Below are 22,407 nucleotides of genomic sequence, written 5' to 3'. Positions count from 1 at the left end.
AATTTATTACTTAATCGGCCTCCATCGTGGCAATGCTATAGATGTCTGATGCTTTGCGTGAAAGTTACAAAGACACCATTAAGCAACATCATGAAAAACATTATCGGGAAGAAGTAATGCCCAACTTACAATAATGGTCAAGGCTATTAAAGATAGTAATTTGAAATTACCATCAAGAATACAATGAATGCCATTAAAGACCACTATTTTCACTAACCAAGTTCCAGGGTTATCCAAACATTCCTAACTATTTCGGGTTGTATTGCAATGCAAGATCTCACAATACAAGAGCTCTTCGATAACTTCGAAAGGCTAAACAAAGAAGTTGATGAAGCTAACAAAGAAATAGCAGACATTGAATTTGATGACCATTCGTCCAAAGCGTTTATCACCGCTGACCAGGCCGAACAATATTTGAAGGATGCAGCCGCTTTTGAATTAAGACAGAATGAACTTGAAAAGCTTAAGCAGCAGGTTATCGAAGTAGCAGAAATACTTTCAGATAAACTTTGCCGGGTAAACACTAAAGTTCGGGTTTTCGATAAAGACGATAACTGTGAAGTATTAGTTTATTGTTCTGAAGGCAGTATAATTGTGGAAAACTTAGAAGCAGACGAGTCGTCAGTGATTATTGATTAGGGGTAACCGGCTTAGGCGCCCTGGTTGGCATTTGTATCGTCAGGAATTTGCGAAATTTTTGTTGATATTGGGAGAGGTTAAACTCTCAATGACAAACTTCTATTGGCCAAATTAGGTATTAATCAGCTCACCGCACCGATCGGCGGGATAGGATGTCTCCAAATTGGTGCTTACTTTCAAGCAAAATCTCGTGAATCGTATATGCTATAAAAGATGCCGTGATAGATGAAAAATAGTCGGCATTTTTAGCGGAGCTACCAATTATTGACCAAATCTTTTAAAGTTACTTTCTTCTGCTTAATATACAGTTAATCTGTAGGATTCAAGGAATTAAAATAAATAAACGTTAGTATAACATTTATAATTTAATTGATATATTTGGACCTGCATGTAAAAGTCAGTAAAGTTTTCAGGTCTAATTCGATCTGCTGTGCTACTTAATGCTGGAACCAAATATTTTTTTATGTTATTTCGATCTACAGATTACCTTGTGCTTTTTATTTTGTTAGCGAGGAAGTCACCTTTTTTGATTGAATTCTCTTCGTTATTTAATGCCTCAACATCGCAATAATAGAGGTTAAATTTTGACTGAAAGTAAAAAGTACGTGTAAACCACACCATAAGCCATATGAATTTTATCAACATTATCAGTATCAAAAAAAATATCTTCGGATTAATATTATTGCTTGGTTCTTTAAGTGCTGATGCACAAAATTTTCAAATTTCGAGTCCTGACGGAAATTTGAAAGTAAAATTAACATTGGATAATGGAAAACTATTCTATCGGGTACTTTTGGGGGAAAGGGAAATGTTGAAGCAATCTCCCCTTGGCTTAAGAGGAAATGGGGTCGATCTCACCAGTGCTTTGATCAGTAAGGAAAATAGGACACAACTGATCGATGAAACTTACAGGGAAACAAAAATCAAAAAAAGTACAATTAGATATCTGGCAAACGAGTTGGTTTGCTCATTTGAAAATGCAAAAAAGAATATTCTGGAGGTTACTTTTCGCGTAAGCAATAATGACATTGCCTTTCGTTACCGAATTCCACAAACGGGTGAATTGGCTAACCTCACTATCGAAGATGAAATAAGTGGTTTTCATTTTCCAGTGGGAACAACCACTTTTTTGACACCGCAGGCTACGCCAATGATCGGATGGATGAAGACAAAACCGAGCTACGAGGAAGAATATGTTGTTGATGCGCCCATGGATCAACCCTCAAAATATGGAGTAGGTTATACCTTTCCTGCCCTTTTTCATGTGGGAGAAAGTGGATGGATTTTGCTCTCGGAGACAGGTGTTAATGGCGAATACTGCGGTTCAAAACTAAGTGAGCCTTTGCCGGATGGCAATTACAAGATTGCTTTTCCGGAAGCTGGTGAAAATAATGGAATAGGAAGTGCCAATCCAACCATTGCTCTCCCGGGCTACACGCCCTGGAGAACAATTACCGTAGGGGCATCGTTAAAACCAATAGTGGAAACAACAATTGCATTTGATTTGGTAAAACCTCAGTATCAAACCGCTACAGATTATACTTTTGGGCGTTCGACCTGGAGTTGGCTGCTTTGGCAGGATGAAAGCATCAACTTTGCAGACCAGAAAAGGTTTATCGATTTATCGGCATCCTTAGGCTACGAATCTGTATTGATCGACAACTGGTGGGATACGAAAATCGGACATGAAAAAATGGAGCAGCTTGCTGCTTATGCCAAAAAGAAGAATGTTGCTCTTGCGCTATGGTACAATTCAAATGGTTTCTGGAACAATGCACCGCAAGGACCGAAAAACAAGATGAACACTGGTGTTGCCCGTAAAGCGGAAATGGCTTGGATGCAAAAGATAGGTGTGAAAGGGATTAAGGTGGATTTCTTTGGGGGTGATAAACAGGAAACCATAAAGCTGTATGAGGAAATTCTCTCCGATGCGAATACTTATGGCCTTACTGTAATATTTCATGGCTGTACCTTGCCAAGGGGCTGGGAGAGAATGTATCCTAATTTCGCCAGCAGTGAAGCGGTATTGGCGTCTGAAAACTTAATTTTTACTCAGATTGCCAATGATAATGAAGCTTTCAATGCAACTTTGCATCCTTTTATTCGCAATGCTGTGGGTGCAATGGATTTCGGTCCGGTACTGTTGAATGAGAAACATAACCGCGAAAACAACGGTGGAAAGATTAGAAAAACCACTGAAACATTTCAGATTGCAACTGCTGTTTTATTTCAGAGTCCAATCCAGAATTTTGGGATTACACCCAATAACCTGACAGAGGTTCCGGTTCACTTAATCAACTTCATGAAAAAAGTACCCACTCTTTGGGATGAGACGGTTTTGATTGATGGTTATCCAGGAAGATATTGCGTACTAGCACGACGCCACAAAGATCAATGGTTCATCACCGCTGTCAATGCTGAAAAAAAGGCAAAAATAATAACCATTCCACTTCAAATGCTTCGAGGAAATGAACTAACTGTTTACACGGATCGTGACGATAGGTCTCCAAACGTAGATAACGTTAAAATTGGACAATCCAAACAAATTAAAATCCGGCTATTGCCTGGCGGCGGGGCGGTAATCGTTGCGAAATAGTATTTATGCTATCAATTTAGATCGAACATTATTAATAGCGATGAGGCTTATCCTATTCCTGCTCATTTTTGCTTACAGTTCGCCGCTCTTCAGCCAAGTGGACAAAACCAGGTATTTATCCATGCAGAATGGCTTATCCAGTCAGCAGGTTATTGATCTCACCCATGATAAATACGGATATATATGGATAGCAACTGAACTTGGACTAAACAGATTTGCCAGCAATTCATTTAAGCATTATTATAAGGCAGAAAAGGCAGACGGCCTATCAGTAAACAGTAATGAGATCAACACTCTCTATTGCGATGATGAACAACTTTACATCGGTACCCGGGCAAGTGGCTTAAACGTTCTTGATCTAAAAACAGGAAAATTTTCTTATTACCAACATCAGGAGAAAAATTTAAACTCGATTGCAACAAATGATATTACTGATATCATTAAAGCAAAGGGGAATAGGATCTGGTTGGCCACCTACCATCGTGGTGTACAGCGTTTTGATCCAGCCACTAAAAAATTCGAGCATTATAATGTGACCAATATCCCAGGGCTTGGCGGAAATAGTGTCTGGTCGCTAGCTGAAGATCAGCAGGGGCTTCTTTATATCGGTCATGTTAATAAAGGCGTATCAATACTAAACCCAAAAAATCACCAGGTTTCACATCTTGATAGTAAAAAAACAAATGGACTTTTACCAGATGATGAGGTCAGATCGGTTTTTTGCGATAGCAAAAATAACATCTGGTTGGGTACAAGAAAAGGATTATCGGTTTATAATCCCTCATCGAAAAAGATAAAAAAAATCAGTTTATCACCACGTAAAAGAAATACTATTGAACCTTTTGTGCATTCCATCAAAGAAATAAATGGACTTATCTGGGTGGGTACAGGCCCCTCTCAGGTTTTTACACTTAAGCCAGTCTATGCACAGACTGGTGAAGTTGCTGATGCGCTAGTACTGTCTGCGAATGTTCTGGAGAAAGTAAACAATTCTTCCGTAGAATGTATTGACCGTGACCAGTTTGGAAACGTATGGATTGCAGTTTATAGCAGTGGGGTCGCGTTTCTACCGCACCTGAACCCTTTTTTTTCAGTAGTGGCAACAAAAAATATCAGTGGAAGCGAAAACCGACCGGCAGCAGTTACCGGTATACTTAATGACGGGCGAAGCGCGGTGTGGCTGGCAACGGCGGGAAATGGAATATTGAAACAGGATTTAGGTAAAAAAGTATCTAAGCTTACTACCGCGAATAGCGGGCTTGGAGATGACTTTTTGCTTTCTGCTTTTCAGGATAGTAAAGGAAATAAATGGTTTGGTCTGCAGAAAGGCGGCATCTCTTTCCTGGAAGCTAAAAGCGGCCAATGGAAAACGATTCATCCTCCAGAAAAAATGTCTTCAGTGAGAGCAATGATTGAGGATTCACGGGGTAATATCTGTTTTGCTGCTGGGGAAGGAGTATTCATTTATGATCCAAACCAAGGTAGTTTTCTGAAAATTGCACCCCGAACGCCCATGGTGGGAGATTATGCTCCCCGTACGCTGGTGCAAGATAGTCGGGGATATTTATGGGTTGGCACTTATGGACAGGGACTTTACATCTATAACCTGGAGGGCAAGTTTATCAAAAGGATTGCAAAAGGAGAAGGAATAGGTAGCAACACCATCAACCACCTGTTTCGGGATAGCAGTAACAATATTTGGATTGCCACAAATGAAGGCCTATCCATGCAAAACTCCAATAAATCATTAGGCAGATTGGAAAACATAGTTTTGCCAGAGGGCGATGCTTGGCTTACCATAAATGCCATCGCTCAAGACATTAAAGGTAATATCTGGAGCTCAAGCAGGGGGGGATTGATGCGTTATCTGCCTTTAGAAAGGCGTATGTTAAGTTACGATAAGGCTTTTGGCTTACCACTAGGAGGCTTTATCAATAATAGTGTAGGGAAAGATAGCAGAGGTTGGTTGTATTTTGGAATGCCTGAGGGGATTTGCTACTTTGATCCCGCTGAGATTCCATTGGCTCTTCCGCCTTCTCCAATATGCATCAGCCGCTTTATGGTTTTCAATACAGGTGAAAATCACGCACAAGTAGAAAAATATCCCAACATGGCCCGGCAAATTAACCTCTCGCACCTGCAAAATAGCTTTCGGGTCGAACTTTCCATAATGGATTTCGCCGTGAATGATATGGTTGAATTTAGCTACAAGCTTAACGGGCTGGATAAGAACTGGATATTTCTGGGGACAGAAAAAAACCTGGACTTTCGGAACATACCCTATGGAAAATATGAGTTGCTCATCCGGACTCGCTATAAAAACGAGCCTTGGTCAAAAGAATACCAACGGCTCGTCATTAACATATCACCACCATTCTACTTAAGCAGCCTGGCCCTGTTCGCCTATCTTCTTATCGCGGCGGCAACGATATTTGTCGTGCTTTTCTTTTATGTTAAAAAAATAAATGCTGAAGCTGAGCTGCGAGTGAAAAAACTACAACTGGAACAGGACGGACAGCTCCATATGGAAAGGATGAATTTTTATACTAACATCACACATGAACTGCGTACACCACTCACATTAATTCTTGGGCCACTTGAAGACCTTATTGCAGAGGAAAAATTATCCGTCCGGCATAAAGCATGGGTTTATATTGTTCAGAAAAATGCGGCGAGGCTATTTTCGATGGTTAATCAGTTACTCGAATTCCGAAAAGTCGAATCTCAATATAAGCCACTGGTTCTTGGTGAGGGATACTTGGGTGAACTCATCGCAGAAATCGTGAGAAAGTACAAGGAAGCTAATTCGAATAAATTGGTAGATATCAATTTCATTTTTCATCAGGAAGATATTAAAACCACTTTTGATGCAGAAATCGTACAACTCATCTTGGATAATTTACTCTCTAATGCCTGCAAGTACACTGCCAGAGGCAGTATATTGGTTATGTTAGAATACCAGAAAGATCAGTTGAATACCTGCACCTTAATCACCGTAAAGGATACTGGTTGTGGAATTGCCCAGGAGAACCTAAATAAAATATTTGATAGGTTTTATCAGGTGCCGAATTCGGTGCCGCATGGTTCCGGTATAGGACTGGCTCTAGCCAAAGCGCTCGCCGGAATTCATCACGGAAAGATTCAGGTTAAAAGTGAGCTAGGAAAAGGAAGTGAATTTTCTGTTCGCTTACTTACTAACGGCGTTCCCGTGCCGGCAGATCTGCCTCTGCAGTATGTCAATAGAGACTTTGTCATAGAGCAAAGAAATGCCAATTCGCCAAGGCCTCTGTTGATGCTTGTAGAAGATGATCTCGATTTGAGGGCGTATCTCTCTTCTGTACTCTCTTCAAAATACGAATTAATCTCAGCAGAGAATGGTATGAGTGGACTAGCCCTGGCCAAAGCCCGAATACCTGATCTAATCGTCAGCGATCTGATGATGCCTGATATGAATGGCTTTGAGTTATTGGAGAAACTCAAAGATGAACGGGAGACCAGTCATATCCCGACCATTCTGCTTACCTCTAGCAATAATGAATTTGATAAGGAACGAGGGTATTTCCTGGGGGTAGATTCTTACTTGAATAAGCCCATAAGCCCGAAACTGCTTCATAGCCGCATTGAAAATTTATTGATTAAGCGAAAAACCATTTATGCGGCGTTATGGACTCAGCTTTCCGGTCAGATAAAAATAGAAACTCCACAGGGGAATACTGAACATTGGCGAGAAAACGCATTTGTTAAGGAATTCATAAGCCTGGTTGAAAGTCGCATTCAGGATGAAGTGCTGGACACCGCTACCCTTGCCGGGAAAATGAATATGAGTCAATCCACACTTTATAGAAAACTAAAGGGGATCACCGGGAAAAACATCAATCAACTCGTTCGGAAGGTAAGGATTCAAAAGGCCGCCCAGTTGCTTCGATCCGGACAACATAACGTAACTGAAGTGTCCTTAATGGTCGGGATAAACAGCCCGATTTATTTCCGTCAATGCTTCAAAGAAGAATTTGGTCAACTACCATCAGAATATCAAAAAAAACACCTATAACTCTGTAAAAAAGCGTATTTTGACTAATTTATATTGGTAAATTGACGAATCTGTATATGTCTTTGCGACGATAAATCTCCTAAGTTTGATGCAAGAAAACCAAATATAACGCCCATCAAACAAGTAAGGCGCCGATAACCAGGCGAGCTGCATTTTTTGATTAAATCAAACGAGCGAGATCCGGTGAGCATGCCTAACAGGCATGTTAATTTGATCATAGGAAGGTGAATTCCCCGTTTTACATTTTGGCATATTTGGTACCTGATAGTCATTAAATTTAATAACCAAATATGAAAATGAGAATCCTTAAAATTTTATTGATTTGCGTGGTCGTTTGGGTAGTGCCTAACTATGCACTTGCACAACGAAAGATTTCAGGGCGGGTATACTCTGATAAAAACGAACCCCTTACAGGAGTTACAGTTTTTTCTGAAGGACTGCCTGCCGAGGCCACAACTACTGACCAAAATGGTCGCTTTCAAATTCAAACGAGCAAGCCTGCTCTAGTTTTTACTTATATAGGCTTTAAAAATCAGCGTGTGGTTTTAGGGGACAATAGTGACCTGAAAATTGTGCTGGAGAATGACAACAAAGATTTGGATGAGGTTGTGGTCGTAGGCTATGGAAAACAGTCCAAACGCAATATCACCGGAGCAGTAAGTAATATCAAATCAGAAGATATCGTGAGAAGCTCATCAACAACAGCTGCCGGTGCCTTAGCAGGTAAGGTTCAAGGTATTTCTGTAAGAGCAAAAGACGCTCGACCTGGAAGGGGCGCTGCTATCGAAATCAGAAACATGGGAAACCCCTTATATGTAATTGATGGGGTAGCATATGGCGGACAAACCGGAACAGATTGGGTAGGTACCCAGAACGGCTCCGGAGCAGATATTTTTAATGCCTTAAATTTGGAGGATATTGAAAGCATCTCTATTCTTAAAGATGCGGCAGCTGCGGTGTATGGATTTCGTGCTGCAAGAGGCGTCGTATTGATAACCACAAAAAAAGGTAGTAAGAACGAAACTGCGAAGATCAATGTTAATGGTTATTTAGGCTGGCAAAATCTCACCCGTTTCCCGACAATGGCGAATGCCGCCCAATATACCAGAGGATTGGTCGAAGCCGCACAAAATGAAAACAGAAACCCCTCTTCAGTTTATACCCCTGCAGAACTTGCAAAATGGCAGGCAGGAACCGAACCGGGATATCAGAATAATGACTACTACGACATGATCATTCGTAAAAATATTCCGCAAAGATATATTAATGCGAATATTACCGGCGGTTCAAAGAACTCTAACTATTTTCTTTCTGTGGGTAACCTGGATCAGGATGCGATGATCAAGGATTTCTCTTACAAGCGTACAAACTTGCAGGCCAATATGGAAGCGACAATCCTGGAGGGCTTAACTGTTGGTGCGCAGATTTCCGGAAGACAGGAAGCCACAAAGGACGTAGGACTTCCGGGGGGAGATGGTTATTTTTCTTCAATACTTGCCATTTTTAGAAACAGACCTACAGTTCCGGCATATGCAAACGGGAATACGGCTTATCCCAATCACGTGAATGATTTTGCGTATAATCCGGCACTCTTCAGTAGGGATATAGTGGGCTATAAAGACAACAAGTACATTAGCGGAAACGTAAATCTGACTACCTCTTACAAAACAAAGTTTGGTTTATCTGCGAAAGGAACTGTTTCTTACAACTATACAAATAATAAATTCGATGGTTTCCAGTACACCTATGATGTATACCGATATGAAAACAACAGCTACAACAGGACCGGTGGAGCTGATGCTGGATGGAGATTTAAGACCGACCGGGTAGCGGTATCTCGGTTTGCACAGTTCCAGATAGACTATGCCAAGCAGTTTGGCGATCACAGTTTTTCAGCAACAGTAGGGTACGAACGATCAGACTGGGACCGAACCTACTCTGGATTGGGTTCCAATCCAACCAACAATTATATTCCGCTGATGAAGCTTGCTGAACTTAACAGTTTAGGTGATGACTGGTCATACGAAGCCAGAGCTGGATATATTGGTCGTTTTAATTACAATTATAAAGGAAAATACCTGGTTGAAGTACTTGGTCGCTATGATGGTTCATATCTGTACTACAAGGGCAATGAATGGGGGCTTTTCCCTGGGGCGAGTGTAGGCTGGCGTATTTCTGACGAGTCATTTTTTAAACCCTTGAAAGGCGTTGTTAATGAAATGAAAATTAGAGCTTCCATTGGTCAGACTGGTTTAGAAGAAGGGGTTGGTATGCATGGCTATCTGGCTGGTTATAACTTTGGTTCTGGAGATGCGGTACTTAATGGTACTTATTATCCAGGTATTCAGCCGAAGTCCCTTCCTGTAAGAAATCTGTCATGGGTAAAAAATACCAATTACAATATTGGAGTTGATCTAGGCCTTTTCGATAACAAACTGACAATCACTGCAGATGCTTTTAAAATAATACGTACCGGCTACCCTGCGCAAAAATATGATGTGCTTTTGCCTAGTGAAATTGGATACGGATTACCAAACGAAAACCTAAATAAAAACGGATATTATGGTTTCGAAGGTATCGCTACATATACTAGTAAGATAGGAGAATTGAATTATACAGTTAGCGGTAACTTTACTTTCTCGCGTTACAGGGCGATTGAATCCTACAAGCCACGCTTTAGTAATTCATTGAATGAGTACAGGAACTCAGCTGAAGATCGTTGGGGCGGTATTTGGTGGGGCTATCAGGTGATTGGTCGTTTTGAGTCTGAGGAACAGATCCGGAACTATCCGGTTAATAATGATGGAAACAACAATCGAACACAATTACCTGGTGACTTTATTTATGCGGATGTTAACGGTGACGGCGTGATAAATGGAATGGATGAACGCCCTATCGGTTATCCTACAGGATGGGCGCCAATGATGACTTTTGGTGGACGAATTGGCTTGAACTATAAAGGAATAGATCTGAATATAGATTTCGCCGGTGGCGCCATGCAGTCCTGGAATCAGGATTATGAATTAAGAAACGCCTTTCATGGCGGAGGGAACTCTCCTGCATATTTGCTGGAGGACAGATGGCACAGAGAAGATCCTTATAATCCTAATAGTGCTTGGGTGCCCGGATACTATCCTGCCATTCGTAACGGAAATACTGGGCCAAACAGCAGAAATAGTGATTTTTGGCTAACTAACGTGAGATACCTTCGTGTGAGAAATTTAGAATTGGCATATACGTTGCCTCAAAAGTTTTCACAGAAGATTAAAGCACAGAAAATTCGCTTTTACGTAAACGGATCAAACCTGATCTCTTTTGATAATGTAAAGGATTTTCAGATCGATCCTGAAATTGAAGCTGCAGCGGCAGTAGTTTATCCTCAGCAAAAAGTTTTTATGGCAGGTTTTAACGTAACCTTTTAACCCGATACTTTAAAATTGACAAAAATGAAAAAGATTTATATATGTATTGCTTTGCTGGCCTGTTTGGTCGCAAGTGGCTGCAAGCACGATGAATGGTTTGACCGGGAATCAAAAAGTACCATTACTGACGAACAATTGTGGAATGATCCTAAATTGCTGACTTCGTTACTGGCCAATTATTATAACAGACTGCCTACCCTACATGGTGTTTTCAATACGGGGGGAATGACAGAACTTGATGACGCCATGTGGTCTGGCCATCGTGACCAAAACTGGCGGAATGATTACCAATTCGGCGACGATTATGGTCGCTATTGGGATTACGGACTGATCAGAGATGTCAACCTGTCTTTGGAAAATCTGGAAACGCAGAGCGTAAGGCTGGATGCAACACAAAAAAACCTGTTCAGGGCTGAACTCCGTTTTATAAGGGCTTTTGTCTATTTCGAAATGGTAAAACGAATGGGTGGAGTACCATTGGTAACCAAGCAATTAATTTACGATTTTAGTGGTGATCCAACGCCATTGCAGGTGCCTCGGGCTAAAGAGTACGAAGTTTACGATTTTATCTATCGTGAGCTGGAAGAGATCAAAGCAGACCTGACCGCAAACAATTCGAGCAAAACAAGGGCTAATCAATATACTGCTCTTGCATTAGAGAGCAGGGCGATGCTTTATGCGGGATCGATAGCTAAGTACAATAGCTTAATGCCTAATCCGATATCCACTCCTGGTGGGGAGGTTGGCATCCCTGCAACAATGGCTGCAGACTATTATAACAAATCGTTAACCGCATCTAAGGCAATCATCAGCGGACCTTATGCACTATTTAATGAAAATCCAGACAAAGGTGCGAACTTTTATGATATGCTTAACAAAAAAACAGGGAGTGAAGTGATCTTCGCTAAAGACTTCGCACCTGGTGTCAAAGTGCATCGTTTTGCCTATGATAACATCATCAAGAGTATGACCGAAGACAACGAATCCTCGTCAACAATATCACCTTCGCTCAGCTTTGTCGAAAGCTTCAGCTATCTTGATGGAACAAAAGGCACGCTACGTGATAAGGATGCTTCCGGTAATTACATTGCTTACACAGGTATTGGCGATATTTTTGCAGGGCGGGACGCCAGATTATATGGTACTGTAATTTATCCGGGTACAAACTTTAAAAATAATCCCGTTAGGATACAAGCTGGGGTTGCAGTCTGGAACAACGGAAGCTATCAGCTAACCACTTCCGCTGAACTTGGCAAAAATTATACTGATGGACAGCTTTGGACCGGATTTGACGGACCAAAGGATGATGCGATGGATGTAAGTAATACCGGGTTTTATATTCGGAAGTTTGTTAGTGACGCATCAGCAGCAAGTACCAGAGGTACAAGTGCCACAAACTGGTGGCCATGGTTTCGTTTGGGAGAAGTTTACCTGAATGCTGCAGAGGCTGCATTCGAACTGGGCAGAGCTGAAGGCCTTGGTTATGTTAATTCCATCAGGGCACGTGCCGGATTCCCGGCCAATAGCCTAACTGCATTGACTACAGATATTATTCGGAATGAACGTCGCGTGGAGCTAGCATTTGAAGACCATAGATATTTTGATTTAAAAAGATGGCGTATCGCGCATATTGTCTGGGATGGTTCTGAAAGTGACCCGAATGCGGTAGTTAGAGGCCTATACGGATATAGAGTAGTTCGACCAGGCCATCCGGATAATGGAAAATATATATATGAGCGCATGAGACCCAGCCGTTTTCGCAGGGCAAGGTTTTTCCGCCTGGCCAACTATTATTCTTCTATCGCTCAGGACGTACTAAACAACAACCCAAAGATTGTAAGGAATCCATTCAATTAATTTTAACGATTATGAAATTTAAATTTTTAATGATATTGGCAATTTCCGGCAGCATATTGATGTCCGGATGTGAATATGATAATTTTGAGGCGCCAGAGGTAACCCTTTCAGGAAAAGTTGTGTACCAGGGCCGGGCAGTACCTGTGCGCAATAATGGACCTCAACTGGAACTCTGGCAAGATGGTTATCCGCTTAAATCGCCGATTACTGTCTATCTCAATCAGGATGGTAGTTTTGCAGCTAAGCTCTTTGATGGTCAATATAAACTGGTACGCAGGGCTGATGCACCATGGCTACAACAGGCATCAGATACGATAAGGGTGGAAGTTAGAGGTAACACAAACCTTGAAGTCCCAGTTACACCATACTTTACGATTAGCGGGGAATCTTATCAAAAATCTGGTGATAATATAATTGCAAGGCTGGTTGTCAACAAGGTTGTTCAATCCGCGAATCTTGAATTTGTTAGACTATATCTTGGTAAATCGATCTTAACAGATCAGGTTCAGCGAGAGGTTAGGGTTGATGCGCCGCTAAACAGCGTGGTACTAGGACAGCAATTACAGATTTCTTCAGGCGCTTTACCTGATAATCTGAAATCACTAGACTACATCTACGCCAGACTAGGTATAAAATCGACATCGGCCGGGGAATACTACTATACCCAGGTACAAAAAATAGCTTTAAAATAATATTAAATGGTGCGGGGAAGATCCGCACCCATCATTAACCACATTACAACTTAATACCCTGCACTAACGATGAAACGACTTCCGTCTTACCGTCTAACCCTCCTTTGTATTCTGCTTTTAACCCTCAGCCGAAACTTATTTGCCCAAGAATATAAATCAGGGCCAATAGAGAAAGATTTTTCCGGATATTTATTTGCCTATTTTAAGGGGAATGCAGTGAGCGATGAATCAATCTGTTTCGCACTAAGTACAAATGGTTATACTTACTATGCGCTAAACAAAAATCAGCCCGTATTAGATTCAAAAAAAATCAGCTCTACAGGAGGGGTAAGAGATCCTCACATCCTTCGCGGTGAGGATGGAAAATCGTTTTACATGGTGCTTACTGATATGACCTCCTCAAAAGGATGGGATTCAAATAGGGCATTAATTATGCTAAAATCATCGGATTTAATAAATTGGAAGCACACCATTATAAATATACAAGATAGTTTTAAAGGACATGAAAATTTAAAACGAGTTTGGGCACCACAAACAATTTATGATCCAGCAACAGCGAAATATATGGTATATTGGTCCATGAAACATGGCAACGGGCCCGATATCATCTATTATGCTTATGCAAATGATAAATTTGATGGCTTTGTTTCAGCGCCTAAAGTTTTATTCTCGCCTAAAAATGCCAAAGCTTGTATAGATGGCGATATTATTAACAAAAATGGTTTGTTTCATCTGTTTTATAAAACCGAAGGGAATGGAAATGGAATTAAACTCGCTATAACTGATTCACTTACTAGTGGGAATTGGATCGAGCAGCCTGGATACAAACAACAAACCCGGGATGCAGTAGAAGGTTCGGCAGTTTTCAAGCTTAACCAATCAGATAAATACATTTTAATGTATGATGTATATGGAAAGGGGAAATACCAGTTCTGCGAGAGCTGTGATCTCGATAAGTTCAGAGTGATTGATCATAAGGTGAATATGGATTTTCACCCCCGCCATGGAAATATTATTTCACTGTCAAGACAGGAAATATCAGCACTTGTAAACCGCTGGGGTTTCCCTGAAGGTCTTCAACTTCCAAAAAAGACAAACCCAATACTGGAAGGCTCGTATGCTGATCCGGATATATTATTCTCGAATAAAACCAAAAAATACTACATTTATCCAACGAGTGATGGTTTTGATGGCTGGAGTGGCAATTACTTTAAAACTTTCTCTTCTACAGACCTGCTGAACTGGAAAGACGAAGGCGTTATTCTGGATTTAAAAAAAGATGTTACCTGGGCAAAGCAAAATGCCTGGGCACCCACAATCGCTGAGAAAAATGTGAATGGCAATTATAAGTATTACTATTATTTTACAGTCGCTCAGAAAATTGGCGTTGCTGTATCTGATTCACCAACTGGTCCGTTTGTGGATTCTGGTAAACCACTAATCAGTGGTAAACCGGAAGGGGTAAAGGGGGGGCAGGAAATCGATCCTGCCGCATTTACCGATCCGAAGACTGGTAAAAGCTACCTGTATTGGGGAAACGGTTACCTAGCAGTTGCGGAGCTTAATAATGATATGGTTTCTTTAAAAGCTGGTACCACAAAAGTACTTCAAACAGATAAGACTTTTAGAGAAGGAGCTTATGTATTTTTCCGTAAAGGAATCTACTATTTCCTGTGGTCTGAGGAGGATACCAGAAGCGAAAATTATCGTGTTCGGTATGGAACTTCTACCTCTCCAATCGGCCCCATAAAAATCGCCGAAAATAATCTTATTCTTCAGAAAGATCCATCGCAAGGCATTTATGGTACAGGGCACAATTCAGTATTGAAAATTCCTGGGAAAGACGAATGGTACATCATTTACCATAGATTCCCCATTCCTGATGGAATAAAAATGGGTGACGCTGCGGGCTTTAACCGCGAAGTTTGTATGGATTCCATGTTTTTTGACCAAGAAGGAAATATTATACCAGTAAAACCTACAAATTAAAAACAAAGACATATGAGGAGATCAATTAAATATTCAATTTTTTTCCTGGCTGTAGTTTTTTTCAATCCTGCAATGCTTTTTAGCCAACCCGGGTTCGGTCAAGCGGAAAAGATAAATAAAGACTGGCATTTTCATCTGGGCGATATGGATAGAAATTCAGTTGCCAACTATGAAAGAGATCAATGGCAGGCTGTTCAATTGCCCCATGATTGGAGTGTAAAACAGGTACATAGTCCGGCCTCAGCGAGTGCTTCAGGTTATTTGCCCGGAGGACTTGGCTGGTATCAAAAGAAGATTAAGTTATCGAAGCAGGACCAGGGGAAAAAAATATATCTCTATTTTGAAGGTGTTTATAATAGAAGTGAGGTTTTTGTTAATGGAAAATCAGTGGGCAAGCGGCCTAATGGTTTTATATCTTTCTGTTATGATATTACCGCTTATGTCAAATATGGTGAGGAAAATCAGATTGACGTGCGGGTAGACCATCGCTTAGATGCCGATTCACGCTGGTACACCGGATCAGGAATTTACAGGGATGTCTGGCTGATTAAGGCGAACCCTTTGCACCTGCAGCAATGGGGCGTTTATATTTACCCGGAGGTCACGATTAAAAAGGGCATTCTGCACCTGCAGACTGCGGTGAAAAACGATTCGCAAAAGTTCAGTTATTTTTCTATAATACAGGAACTGGTTGATAATAAAGGCTTCGTAGTGACGAAGAAAACAAATAAAGTTTCTTTGAAAGCTGGCGATAGCAGCCAGTTCAAATCTGATTTGACTGTTAATGAGCCTAAATTGTGGAGCCTTGAGACACCGATTCTTTACACTTTGCGCACCAGGATTATTCAGGACAAAAAAGTAGTTGACAGTAATTCTGTACAGACTGGTTTTCGGCAATTTACGTTTGATGCAGACAAGGGTTTTGCACTCAACGGTGCATGGATGAAGATAAAGGGTGTATGCCTGCACCACGATGCTGGCGTTCTCGGTGCAGAATTTTACTCAGAGGTATGGCGCCGCAGATTGATTACATTGAAATCTCTCGGTGTCAACGCGATACGCACCAGCCACAATCCGCAAAGCCCATTATTGTATAAACTTTGCGACGAGCTGGGCTTACTGGTCATGAACGAAGCTTTTGATGAATGGGAATTTGCAAAGCGAAAATGGCTTCAGGGATGGAATGTAGGTACGCCTGGATTTCAGGGGTCAAACGATTTTTTTAAGGAGTGGGGAGAACGAGACCTTGCAGATATGGTAAAGCGCGATCGTAATCACATTTCCATTTTTGCTTGGAGCATCGGCAACGAGGTGGACTATCCCAACGACCCATACTCACATCCAGTATTAGCAGGCACTAAAGAAGGTGGTTTTACCCAACCTATCTTCGGAGGCTATAAAAAAGATGCACCAGATGCGTCGCAATTGGGTGAAATCGCTAAAAGGCTATCCGCTGTTGTGAGAAAATATGACGCCAGCCGCCCGGTAACAGCCGGACTGGCAGGAGTTGCAATGTCAAACGAAACAGATTATCCCGGCACTTTGGATATTGCCGGATATAATTACACGGAAAGCCGCTATGCTCAGGACCACAAGCACTATCCCAAACGCGTAATTTTTGGTAGTGAAAACCGGCATGATTTCGACGCATGGAAGGCTGTAACTGATAACGAATATATATTCGGACAGTTTCTTTGGACTGGTATTGATTATCTGGGCGAATCAGGAAGATGGCCATCAAGAGGGTTTTATTCTGGTTTACTGGATTTCGGAGGCTTTATCAAACCCCGTGGCTACTTTCGGCAGTCCTTATGGTCTGACAAACCAATGGCCTTTTTAGGAACCTATTCCCTGGCAGGCGGAGGAGCTGCAAATGATGTATGGTCTAATCTTGAGTCGGAACAGGGAAAACAGAAAAACAGAGCGCCATCTATGGACGCCTGGCCAATATGGAATTATCAGGAGGGGCAACAAATCAGAGTAGTGTGTTATACCAATACACAGCAAGCACGGCTGGAACTTAATGGGAAAATAGTTGGGAAAACCAAACCTTACGATACTAAAACCGGGATTATTTTTTGGGACATTGCTTATGCACAGGGAAGTTTAGAAGTTATTGGGATGGACAAAGAGGGAATGGATATTACGCGTAAAAAATTGCAATCCAGTAGACGTCAATCGGCAATTCAGATCGTTAATAGTAAAGGAGTCAGTTTTGAAAGGAAGGACGGGATTGTGCAAATTGAACTTCAAATTGTGGATGATGATGGTATCCCTGTTATGCATTCGGATGATGAAATTATCTGTGAAATAATAGGTAATGCCAGATTACTGGGAATGGAAGCTGGAAACAATTCGGATATGAGCAATTATACTGATAATAAGCAAAGGGTATTCCACGGAAAGATGATTGTTTATATTCAAGCGACTGGAAAAGCATTTGAAGAGATTAATGTCCGTTTTACCTCTCCCTGGATAAAGTCGTGTCAGCTCAAACTACTGATACCCAATGTTGATTAACCTATAATTATTTACTATTAACAAAATAATGAAATTTATCTTTTCCCTTATGTGTTTTTTATTTGTTGCCTTAAGTTGTCTGGCACAGAAAACACTTACCGCATTTAATTTAGCTGATGTCCGTTTGTTGGAAAGTCCTTTCTTGGCTGCTCAAGAGACAGACAAAGCCTACATGCTCTCTCTTGATGCCGATAAACTTTTGGCACCTTACCTGGCTGAGGCAGGTTTGACTCCCAAATCAAGTGCTTATGGAAATTGGGAAAATACGGGTTTGGATGGGCATATTGGGGGGCACTATGTTTCGGCACTCTCATTAATGTATGCCTCAACAGGCGATTTAAAAGTGAAGCAGCGACTGGATTACATGATTGATGAACTGGAGAAATGCCAGAACAAAAATGGTAATGGCTACCTTTCCGGAGTTCCTGAAGGAAAAAAAATCTGGGAGCAAATTAAATCGGGAAATATAAAGTCATCAAGTTTTTCACTTAACGGTAAGTGGGTTCCCCTGTACAACATTCATAAAATTTACGCCGGCCTATATGATGCTTATGCAGTTGCTGGAAATGCCAGAGCAAAAAAAATGCTCATTAAGCTTACCGATTGGTGCATTGATTTGGTGTCAGGGTTAACAGATCAGCAGATTCAAACACTTTTGAAGAGCGAACATGGAGGATTAAATGAGGTTTTTGCCAATGTATATTCGATTACCGGAGATAGGAAATACCTTAAGCTGGCCAGGCAATTTTCAGATCAATCGATTTTGAATCCCCTTGAAAATCATACAGATGCCTTAAACGGTTTGCATGCTAATACTCAGATCCCCAAGGTGATTGGTTTTGAGCAAATCGCATTGGCAGATGGTGATACCGCTATGGGCAAGGCTGCAGATTTTTTTTGGAAAACAGTTGTAAATCATCGGACAGTAGCCATCGGTGGTAACAGCGTTCGCGAACATTTTCATCCTTCAAATGACTTTTCATCAATGCTCGAATCAAGGGAAGGTCCGGAAACCTGTAACTCCTATAATATGCTAAAGTTAACAAAGCAACTCTTTCTATCTAATCCATCTAATACCTATTTGGATTACTACGAACGAACCTTATATAACCATATTCTAACCTCACAACGCAGCAAAGGCGGATTCGTGTATTTCACACCTATGCGTCCGGGGCATTACCGAACATATTCAAATCCCCAGGAAAGTTTTTGGTGCTGTGTAGGATCGGGACTGGAGAATCATGGTAAATACGGTGAAATGATTTATGCCCATGATGAACGAAACCTATATGTAAACCTGTTCATCGCATCAAAACTGGAATGGAAGGATCGTGGGATCCAGCTTATTCAAAAAACATCTTTTCCGGAAACAGATTTTACCGTGTTTGAACTTTCATTGAAAAAGAAACAAAAATTTGACTTGAGAATACGCCGTCCTGCCTGGGTGGAAAAGAGTAAAATGCAGGTATTTGTCAATGGAAAGCTTGTAAAAGTGATAGATGCGGAAAATGGATATCTGGCTATTAATAGACTATGGTCAACAGGCGACAAGATTAAAGTGATCCTACCGATGCATACCTCAGCCGAATTTATGCCCGATGGATCTGATTGGGTTGCCTTTGTACACGGTCCGGTAGTTTTGGCAGCAGCACTGGATACGCTTACTCAGCCGAATATGATTGCAGATGGAAGCCGCATGGGCCACATTGCTTCAGGAACGCTTCTGGCGATGAACGAAGCGCCCTTGGTAACCGGAAGTAAAACGACGCTTGCAAACCAGGTAAAATCTTCATCAAACAAAACATTGTCTTTCAGTGCATCACCTCTTATTTACCAAAATAAGTACAAAAATTTGAAGCTTGTTCCGTTTTATAATTTAGAGGAGAAACGATATGTAGTCTATTTTCCTTTCACTTCAGTAGAGGGCTTGCCGGAACGTGTGAAAGCCATTCAGCTTGCTGAAAATGAGAAGCAGGAATTGGAGCTGGCAACCATTGATGTGGTAAATACTGGTGAGCAACAACCAGAATCTGACCACAATTTTAAAGGCGAGAAAACAGATAATGGTACTTTTAAGGAGCAGCATTTTAGAAGTGGATCTGGTTGGTTCAGTTATGTTTTGAGGAATAAGGATCTGGAAGCCCGAAAACTTAGGATTTTGTTATATGGAGCCGATAAAAATAGAAACTTTAATGTATTGATCAATGGTCAACTTATCAAGCAAATTGTAATGAATGGCAATGATGGCTCCACATTTTTCTCCAAAGATATTTTGATTCCGGTATCTTTATTAGAGAAGGAAATAACTGTCAGGTTTGAAGCGAATAAGGAAGCGAAAATTGCCGATATTTACCAGGTAAGGCTTATGCGATAAGTCCTGTCATTTATTCAACCACCCCAATGTTTATGTAGACGTTTCCTGACAAGCAGTCAGGCGATTATTACTACTGGACAACTAGTGGTTTCATAAAAAAAATATTCTGAGCAACAGTTGTTAAATAGAGGATCTTAACTATTTTCAACCGGGTTATAATTCTACTTCCAGGTGGTTTTAATTTGTGGACGTTCACTTAGCCAAACAAATAATATATCAGCGTAGCCTTGAGGTATGCTGCTCGGTTATAAAGCTTTAAAATGTGAATGTCAGCAATCTTTTTGTAAATTCGACTCGCAAATTGGTTAACTTTAGACATCATCATCAATATTGGCCCTTACTACTGTAAAATTCGAATCTGATCTGCTTGCTTTGGTTGCAAAGGGTGATCAACGCGCCTTCGCAAGGCTTTTTGATGCCTATTACCGGAAGCTGGGAGATTACGTTTTTAAAATGACAGAATCATTAGAAGTTACAGAAGAAATTGTTCAGGATGTATTTGTCAAAATTTGGCTTAAAAGGGAAACGCTTCCAACGCTTGATAATTTCACCTATTATCTCTTTATTCTTTCAAAAAATCAAACTTTAAACCATCTTAGAAAAAGTGCCAACGACAAAGTGCGGCAAATAGAGTGGTTAAAAGAGTTTGAAAATGAGATCGATTCCCCGGATAATGATGTTCAAATTGAAGAATTTCGGGTATTATTGGAAATTGCAGTGGAAAAATTACCTCCTCAGCAGAAAAAAGTATACAAGATGAGTCGTGAGGATCGTATAAAACACGATGAAATCGCAAAACAATTAGGTTTGTCGCCTGAAACTGTGAAAAAGCACATCAAGCTTGCATTAAAGTTTATAAAAAACGAACTTTCTTCTGCAGATGATGCGGTTATAATTCTCATTTTAACCACTCCTCTGTTTATTTTTTAAAAATATTTTCTTTCGGTTACCCCTTTTCAATTGTTCATGTGTCTTTAGTGTTATGATGGTGTTAAAAAAATGCCACTATAAAATTTTATGCCAGACAAACGCTTTGCCCACCTTTTCAAACAGTACTTTGATAAGACGGCTACCAATGCAGAACGTGAAGAATTGATGTTGCTGATTTCCCGGGAAAAATCAGAGCAGAAACTCCTGCAAATGATGCAAGAGCAGTATCTCAATCATGTACCTGAAACAGATCCCTTTTCTGAAGGACAAAAGGAAAAGATGTACAGGCAGATTTCGCTTAGTATTAATCCGATTCAGGAAAAAAGCCTTTGGAAACGCTTGATACCGGCAGTTAGAATATGGCGTTATGCCGCCGCTGCATCGTTGTTAATCTGCCTCGGAATTTTCACATATAAGCTGGTTAATTTAAAAAGTCCATATACCCAGCTGGCAGAAAATGATTTTAATCCAGGTGGTGATAAAGCCATTCTTACCTTAAGCAACGGATCTACTATTGATCTGAGTGGTGCGCAAAATGGTATGCTTTCCAATCAAGGTGGTGTCAAGGTAAACAAAACGCACTCTGGAGAGATTGTTTACGATATTTCTGGGGCTGAAGCGACAGATACAAATGGTCAGACTTCCTATAACACGATATCTACCCCTAGGGGCGGACAATACCAGGTGGTATTATCAGACGGGAGTAAAGTTTGGCTGAATTCTTTCTCTTCACTAAAATTTCCCGCCCATTTTAGCGGAAATAAGCGCCAGGTGGAAATCACCGGAGAGGCTTATTTCGAGGTGTCAAAGAATAAGTCGATGCCTTTTCATGTTAAATCCGGAGGACAGATTGTTGAAGTAATAGGTACGCATTTTAATGTAAACAGTTATTCTGATGAGCCAGATACTAAAACGACCCTGCTTGAAGGGGCGGTCCGGATCCGTCAGCTAAATAATGGTTTCTCCGCATTATTGAAGCCTGGCCAGCAGGCCGTTAATACTCATTCGGGTCCTATCCGGGTTCAGTCTGCTGATATTGGACAAGTGGTCGCCTGGAAATCTGGTCTTTTCCAAATTACCAATGCTGACATCGAAACCATCATGAGACAGGCGGCCAGATGGTACGATGTCGACATAGAGTATCAGGGCCAAATACCTCGGAGAAAGTTTTCAGGAAAGATCAAACGTGATGTTAAGGCCTCGGAATTTTTGGAGATGTTAACCTTTTTCAATGTCCGTTTCAGCATCGAGGGCCGAAAAATTATCGTCAAGAATTAAGCAATAGGGAATGACTTAATTTCTTAAATAACCAACCAAACTACTAAACCAAACAAACA

The 22,407-nt window shown here is 41.0% G+C and carries 11 protein-coding genes; all 11 read left to right on the top strand.

From position 1 onward, the window contains the following. Nucleotides 1-267: 267 nt before the first annotated feature. The 11 genes from ASF92_RS10875 (at nucleotide 268) to ASF92_RS10825 (ending at nucleotide 22,348) form a co-directional block, all read left to right on the top strand. Nucleotides 268-639 carry a hypothetical protein gene (locus tag ASF92_RS10875; RefSeq protein WP_056092292.1) on the top strand — a complete coding sequence of 124 codons (372 nt, stop codon included), beginning with the start codon at nucleotides 268-270 and terminating at the stop codon, nucleotides 637-639. A 628-nt stretch (nucleotides 640-1,267) separates the two neighbouring features. Continuing rightward, nucleotides 1,268-3,235, top strand: a complete 1,968-nt coding sequence (locus tag ASF92_RS10870; RefSeq protein ID WP_056092289.1) for a glycoside hydrolase family 97 protein — start codon at nucleotides 1,268-1,270, stop codon at nucleotides 3,233-3,235. 40 nt (nucleotides 3,236-3,275) lie between these two features. After that, a complete protein-coding gene (locus tag ASF92_RS10865; RefSeq protein ID WP_056092285.1) occupies nucleotides 3,276-7,286 on the top strand; it encodes a hybrid sensor histidine kinase/response regulator transcription factor in 4,011 nt (1,336 codons plus the stop codon). A gap of 296 nt (nucleotides 7,287-7,582) precedes the next feature. After that, nucleotides 7,583-10,708 carry a TonB-dependent receptor gene (locus ASF92_RS10860; protein ID WP_056093267.1) on the top strand — a complete coding sequence of 1,042 codons (3,126 nt, stop codon included), beginning with the start codon at nucleotides 7,583-7,585 and terminating at the stop codon, nucleotides 10,706-10,708. Between the two features lie 24 nt (nucleotides 10,709-10,732). Then, nucleotides 10,733-12,565 (top strand): RagB/SusD family nutrient uptake outer membrane protein, encoded by a 1,833-nt coding sequence (locus ASF92_RS10855; RefSeq protein ID WP_056092282.1) that lies wholly within the window; start codon nucleotides 10,733-10,735, stop codon nucleotides 12,563-12,565. A gap of 11 nt (nucleotides 12,566-12,576) precedes the next feature. After that, on the top strand, nucleotides 12,577-13,257 hold the full coding sequence (locus ASF92_RS10850) for a DUF3823 domain-containing protein (RefSeq protein ID WP_197413279.1): 681 nt from the start codon (nucleotides 12,577-12,579) through the stop codon (nucleotides 13,255-13,257). A gap of 69 nt (nucleotides 13,258-13,326) precedes the next feature. Then, nucleotides 13,327-15,246 (top strand): family 43 glycosylhydrolase, encoded by a 1,920-nt coding sequence (locus ASF92_RS10845; protein WP_056092277.1) that lies wholly within the window; start codon nucleotides 13,327-13,329, stop codon nucleotides 15,244-15,246. Nucleotides 15,247-15,258: 12 nt separating this feature from the next. Then, nucleotides 15,259-17,766, top strand: a complete 2,508-nt coding sequence (locus tag ASF92_RS10840) for a sugar-binding domain-containing protein (protein WP_056092274.1) — start codon at nucleotides 15,259-15,261, stop codon at nucleotides 17,764-17,766. A gap of 28 nt (nucleotides 17,767-17,794) precedes the next feature. Next, nucleotides 17,795-20,140 carry a glycoside hydrolase family 127 protein gene (locus tag ASF92_RS10835; RefSeq protein WP_157263838.1) on the top strand — a complete coding sequence of 782 codons (2,346 nt, stop codon included), beginning with the start codon at nucleotides 17,795-17,797 and terminating at the stop codon, nucleotides 20,138-20,140. Nucleotides 20,141-20,470: 330 nt separating this feature from the next. Continuing rightward, on the top strand, nucleotides 20,471-21,070 hold the full coding sequence (locus ASF92_RS10830) for an RNA polymerase sigma-70 factor (protein ID WP_056092269.1): 600 nt from the start codon (nucleotides 20,471-20,473) through the stop codon (nucleotides 21,068-21,070). Nucleotides 21,071-21,157: 87 nt separating this feature from the next. Beyond that, on the top strand, nucleotides 21,158-22,348 hold the full coding sequence (locus ASF92_RS10825; RefSeq protein WP_056092265.1) for a FecR family protein: 1,191 nt from the start codon (nucleotides 21,158-21,160) through the stop codon (nucleotides 22,346-22,348). Nucleotides 22,349-22,407: the final 59 nt, after the last annotated feature.

The organism is Pedobacter sp. Leaf176, from assembly GCF_001424305.1.
Classification (GTDB): Bacteria; Bacteroidota; Bacteroidia; order Sphingobacteriales; family Sphingobacteriaceae; genus Pedobacter.
The sequence above is the reverse complement of the archived record's forward strand: the minus strand, read 5'-3'. Positions and strand labels throughout refer to the sequence as shown.

Bases quoted from the DNA above. Each gene is read 5' to 3' on its own strand.
- ASF92_RS10875 (WP_056092292.1), top strand. From the start codon at position 268: ATGCAAGATCTCACAATACAAGAGCTCTTCGATAACTTCGAAAGGCTA.
- ASF92_RS10870 (WP_056092289.1), top strand. From the start codon at position 1,268: ATGAATTTTATCAACATTATCAGTATCAAAAAAAATATCTTCGGATTA.
- ASF92_RS10865 (WP_056092285.1), top strand. From the start codon at position 3,276: ATGAGGCTTATCCTATTCCTGCTCATTTTTGCTTACAGTTCGCCGCTC.
- ASF92_RS10860 (WP_056093267.1), top strand. From the start codon at position 7,583: ATGAGAATCCTTAAAATTTTATTGATTTGCGTGGTCGTTTGGGTAGTG.
- ASF92_RS10855 (WP_056092282.1), top strand. From the start codon at position 10,733: ATGAAAAAGATTTATATATGTATTGCTTTGCTGGCCTGTTTGGTCGCA.
- ASF92_RS10850 (WP_197413279.1), top strand. From the start codon at position 12,577: ATGAAATTTAAATTTTTAATGATATTGGCAATTTCCGGCAGCATATTG.
- ASF92_RS10845 (WP_056092277.1), top strand. From the start codon at position 13,327: ATGAAACGACTTCCGTCTTACCGTCTAACCCTCCTTTGTATTCTGCTT.
- ASF92_RS10840 (WP_056092274.1), top strand. From the start codon at position 15,259: ATGAGGAGATCAATTAAATATTCAATTTTTTTCCTGGCTGTAGTTTTT.
- ASF92_RS10835 (WP_157263838.1), top strand. From the start codon at position 17,795: ATGAAATTTATCTTTTCCCTTATGTGTTTTTTATTTGTTGCCTTAAGT.
- ASF92_RS10825 (WP_056092265.1), top strand. From the start codon at position 21,158: ATGCCAGACAAACGCTTTGCCCACCTTTTCAAACAGTACTTTGATAAG.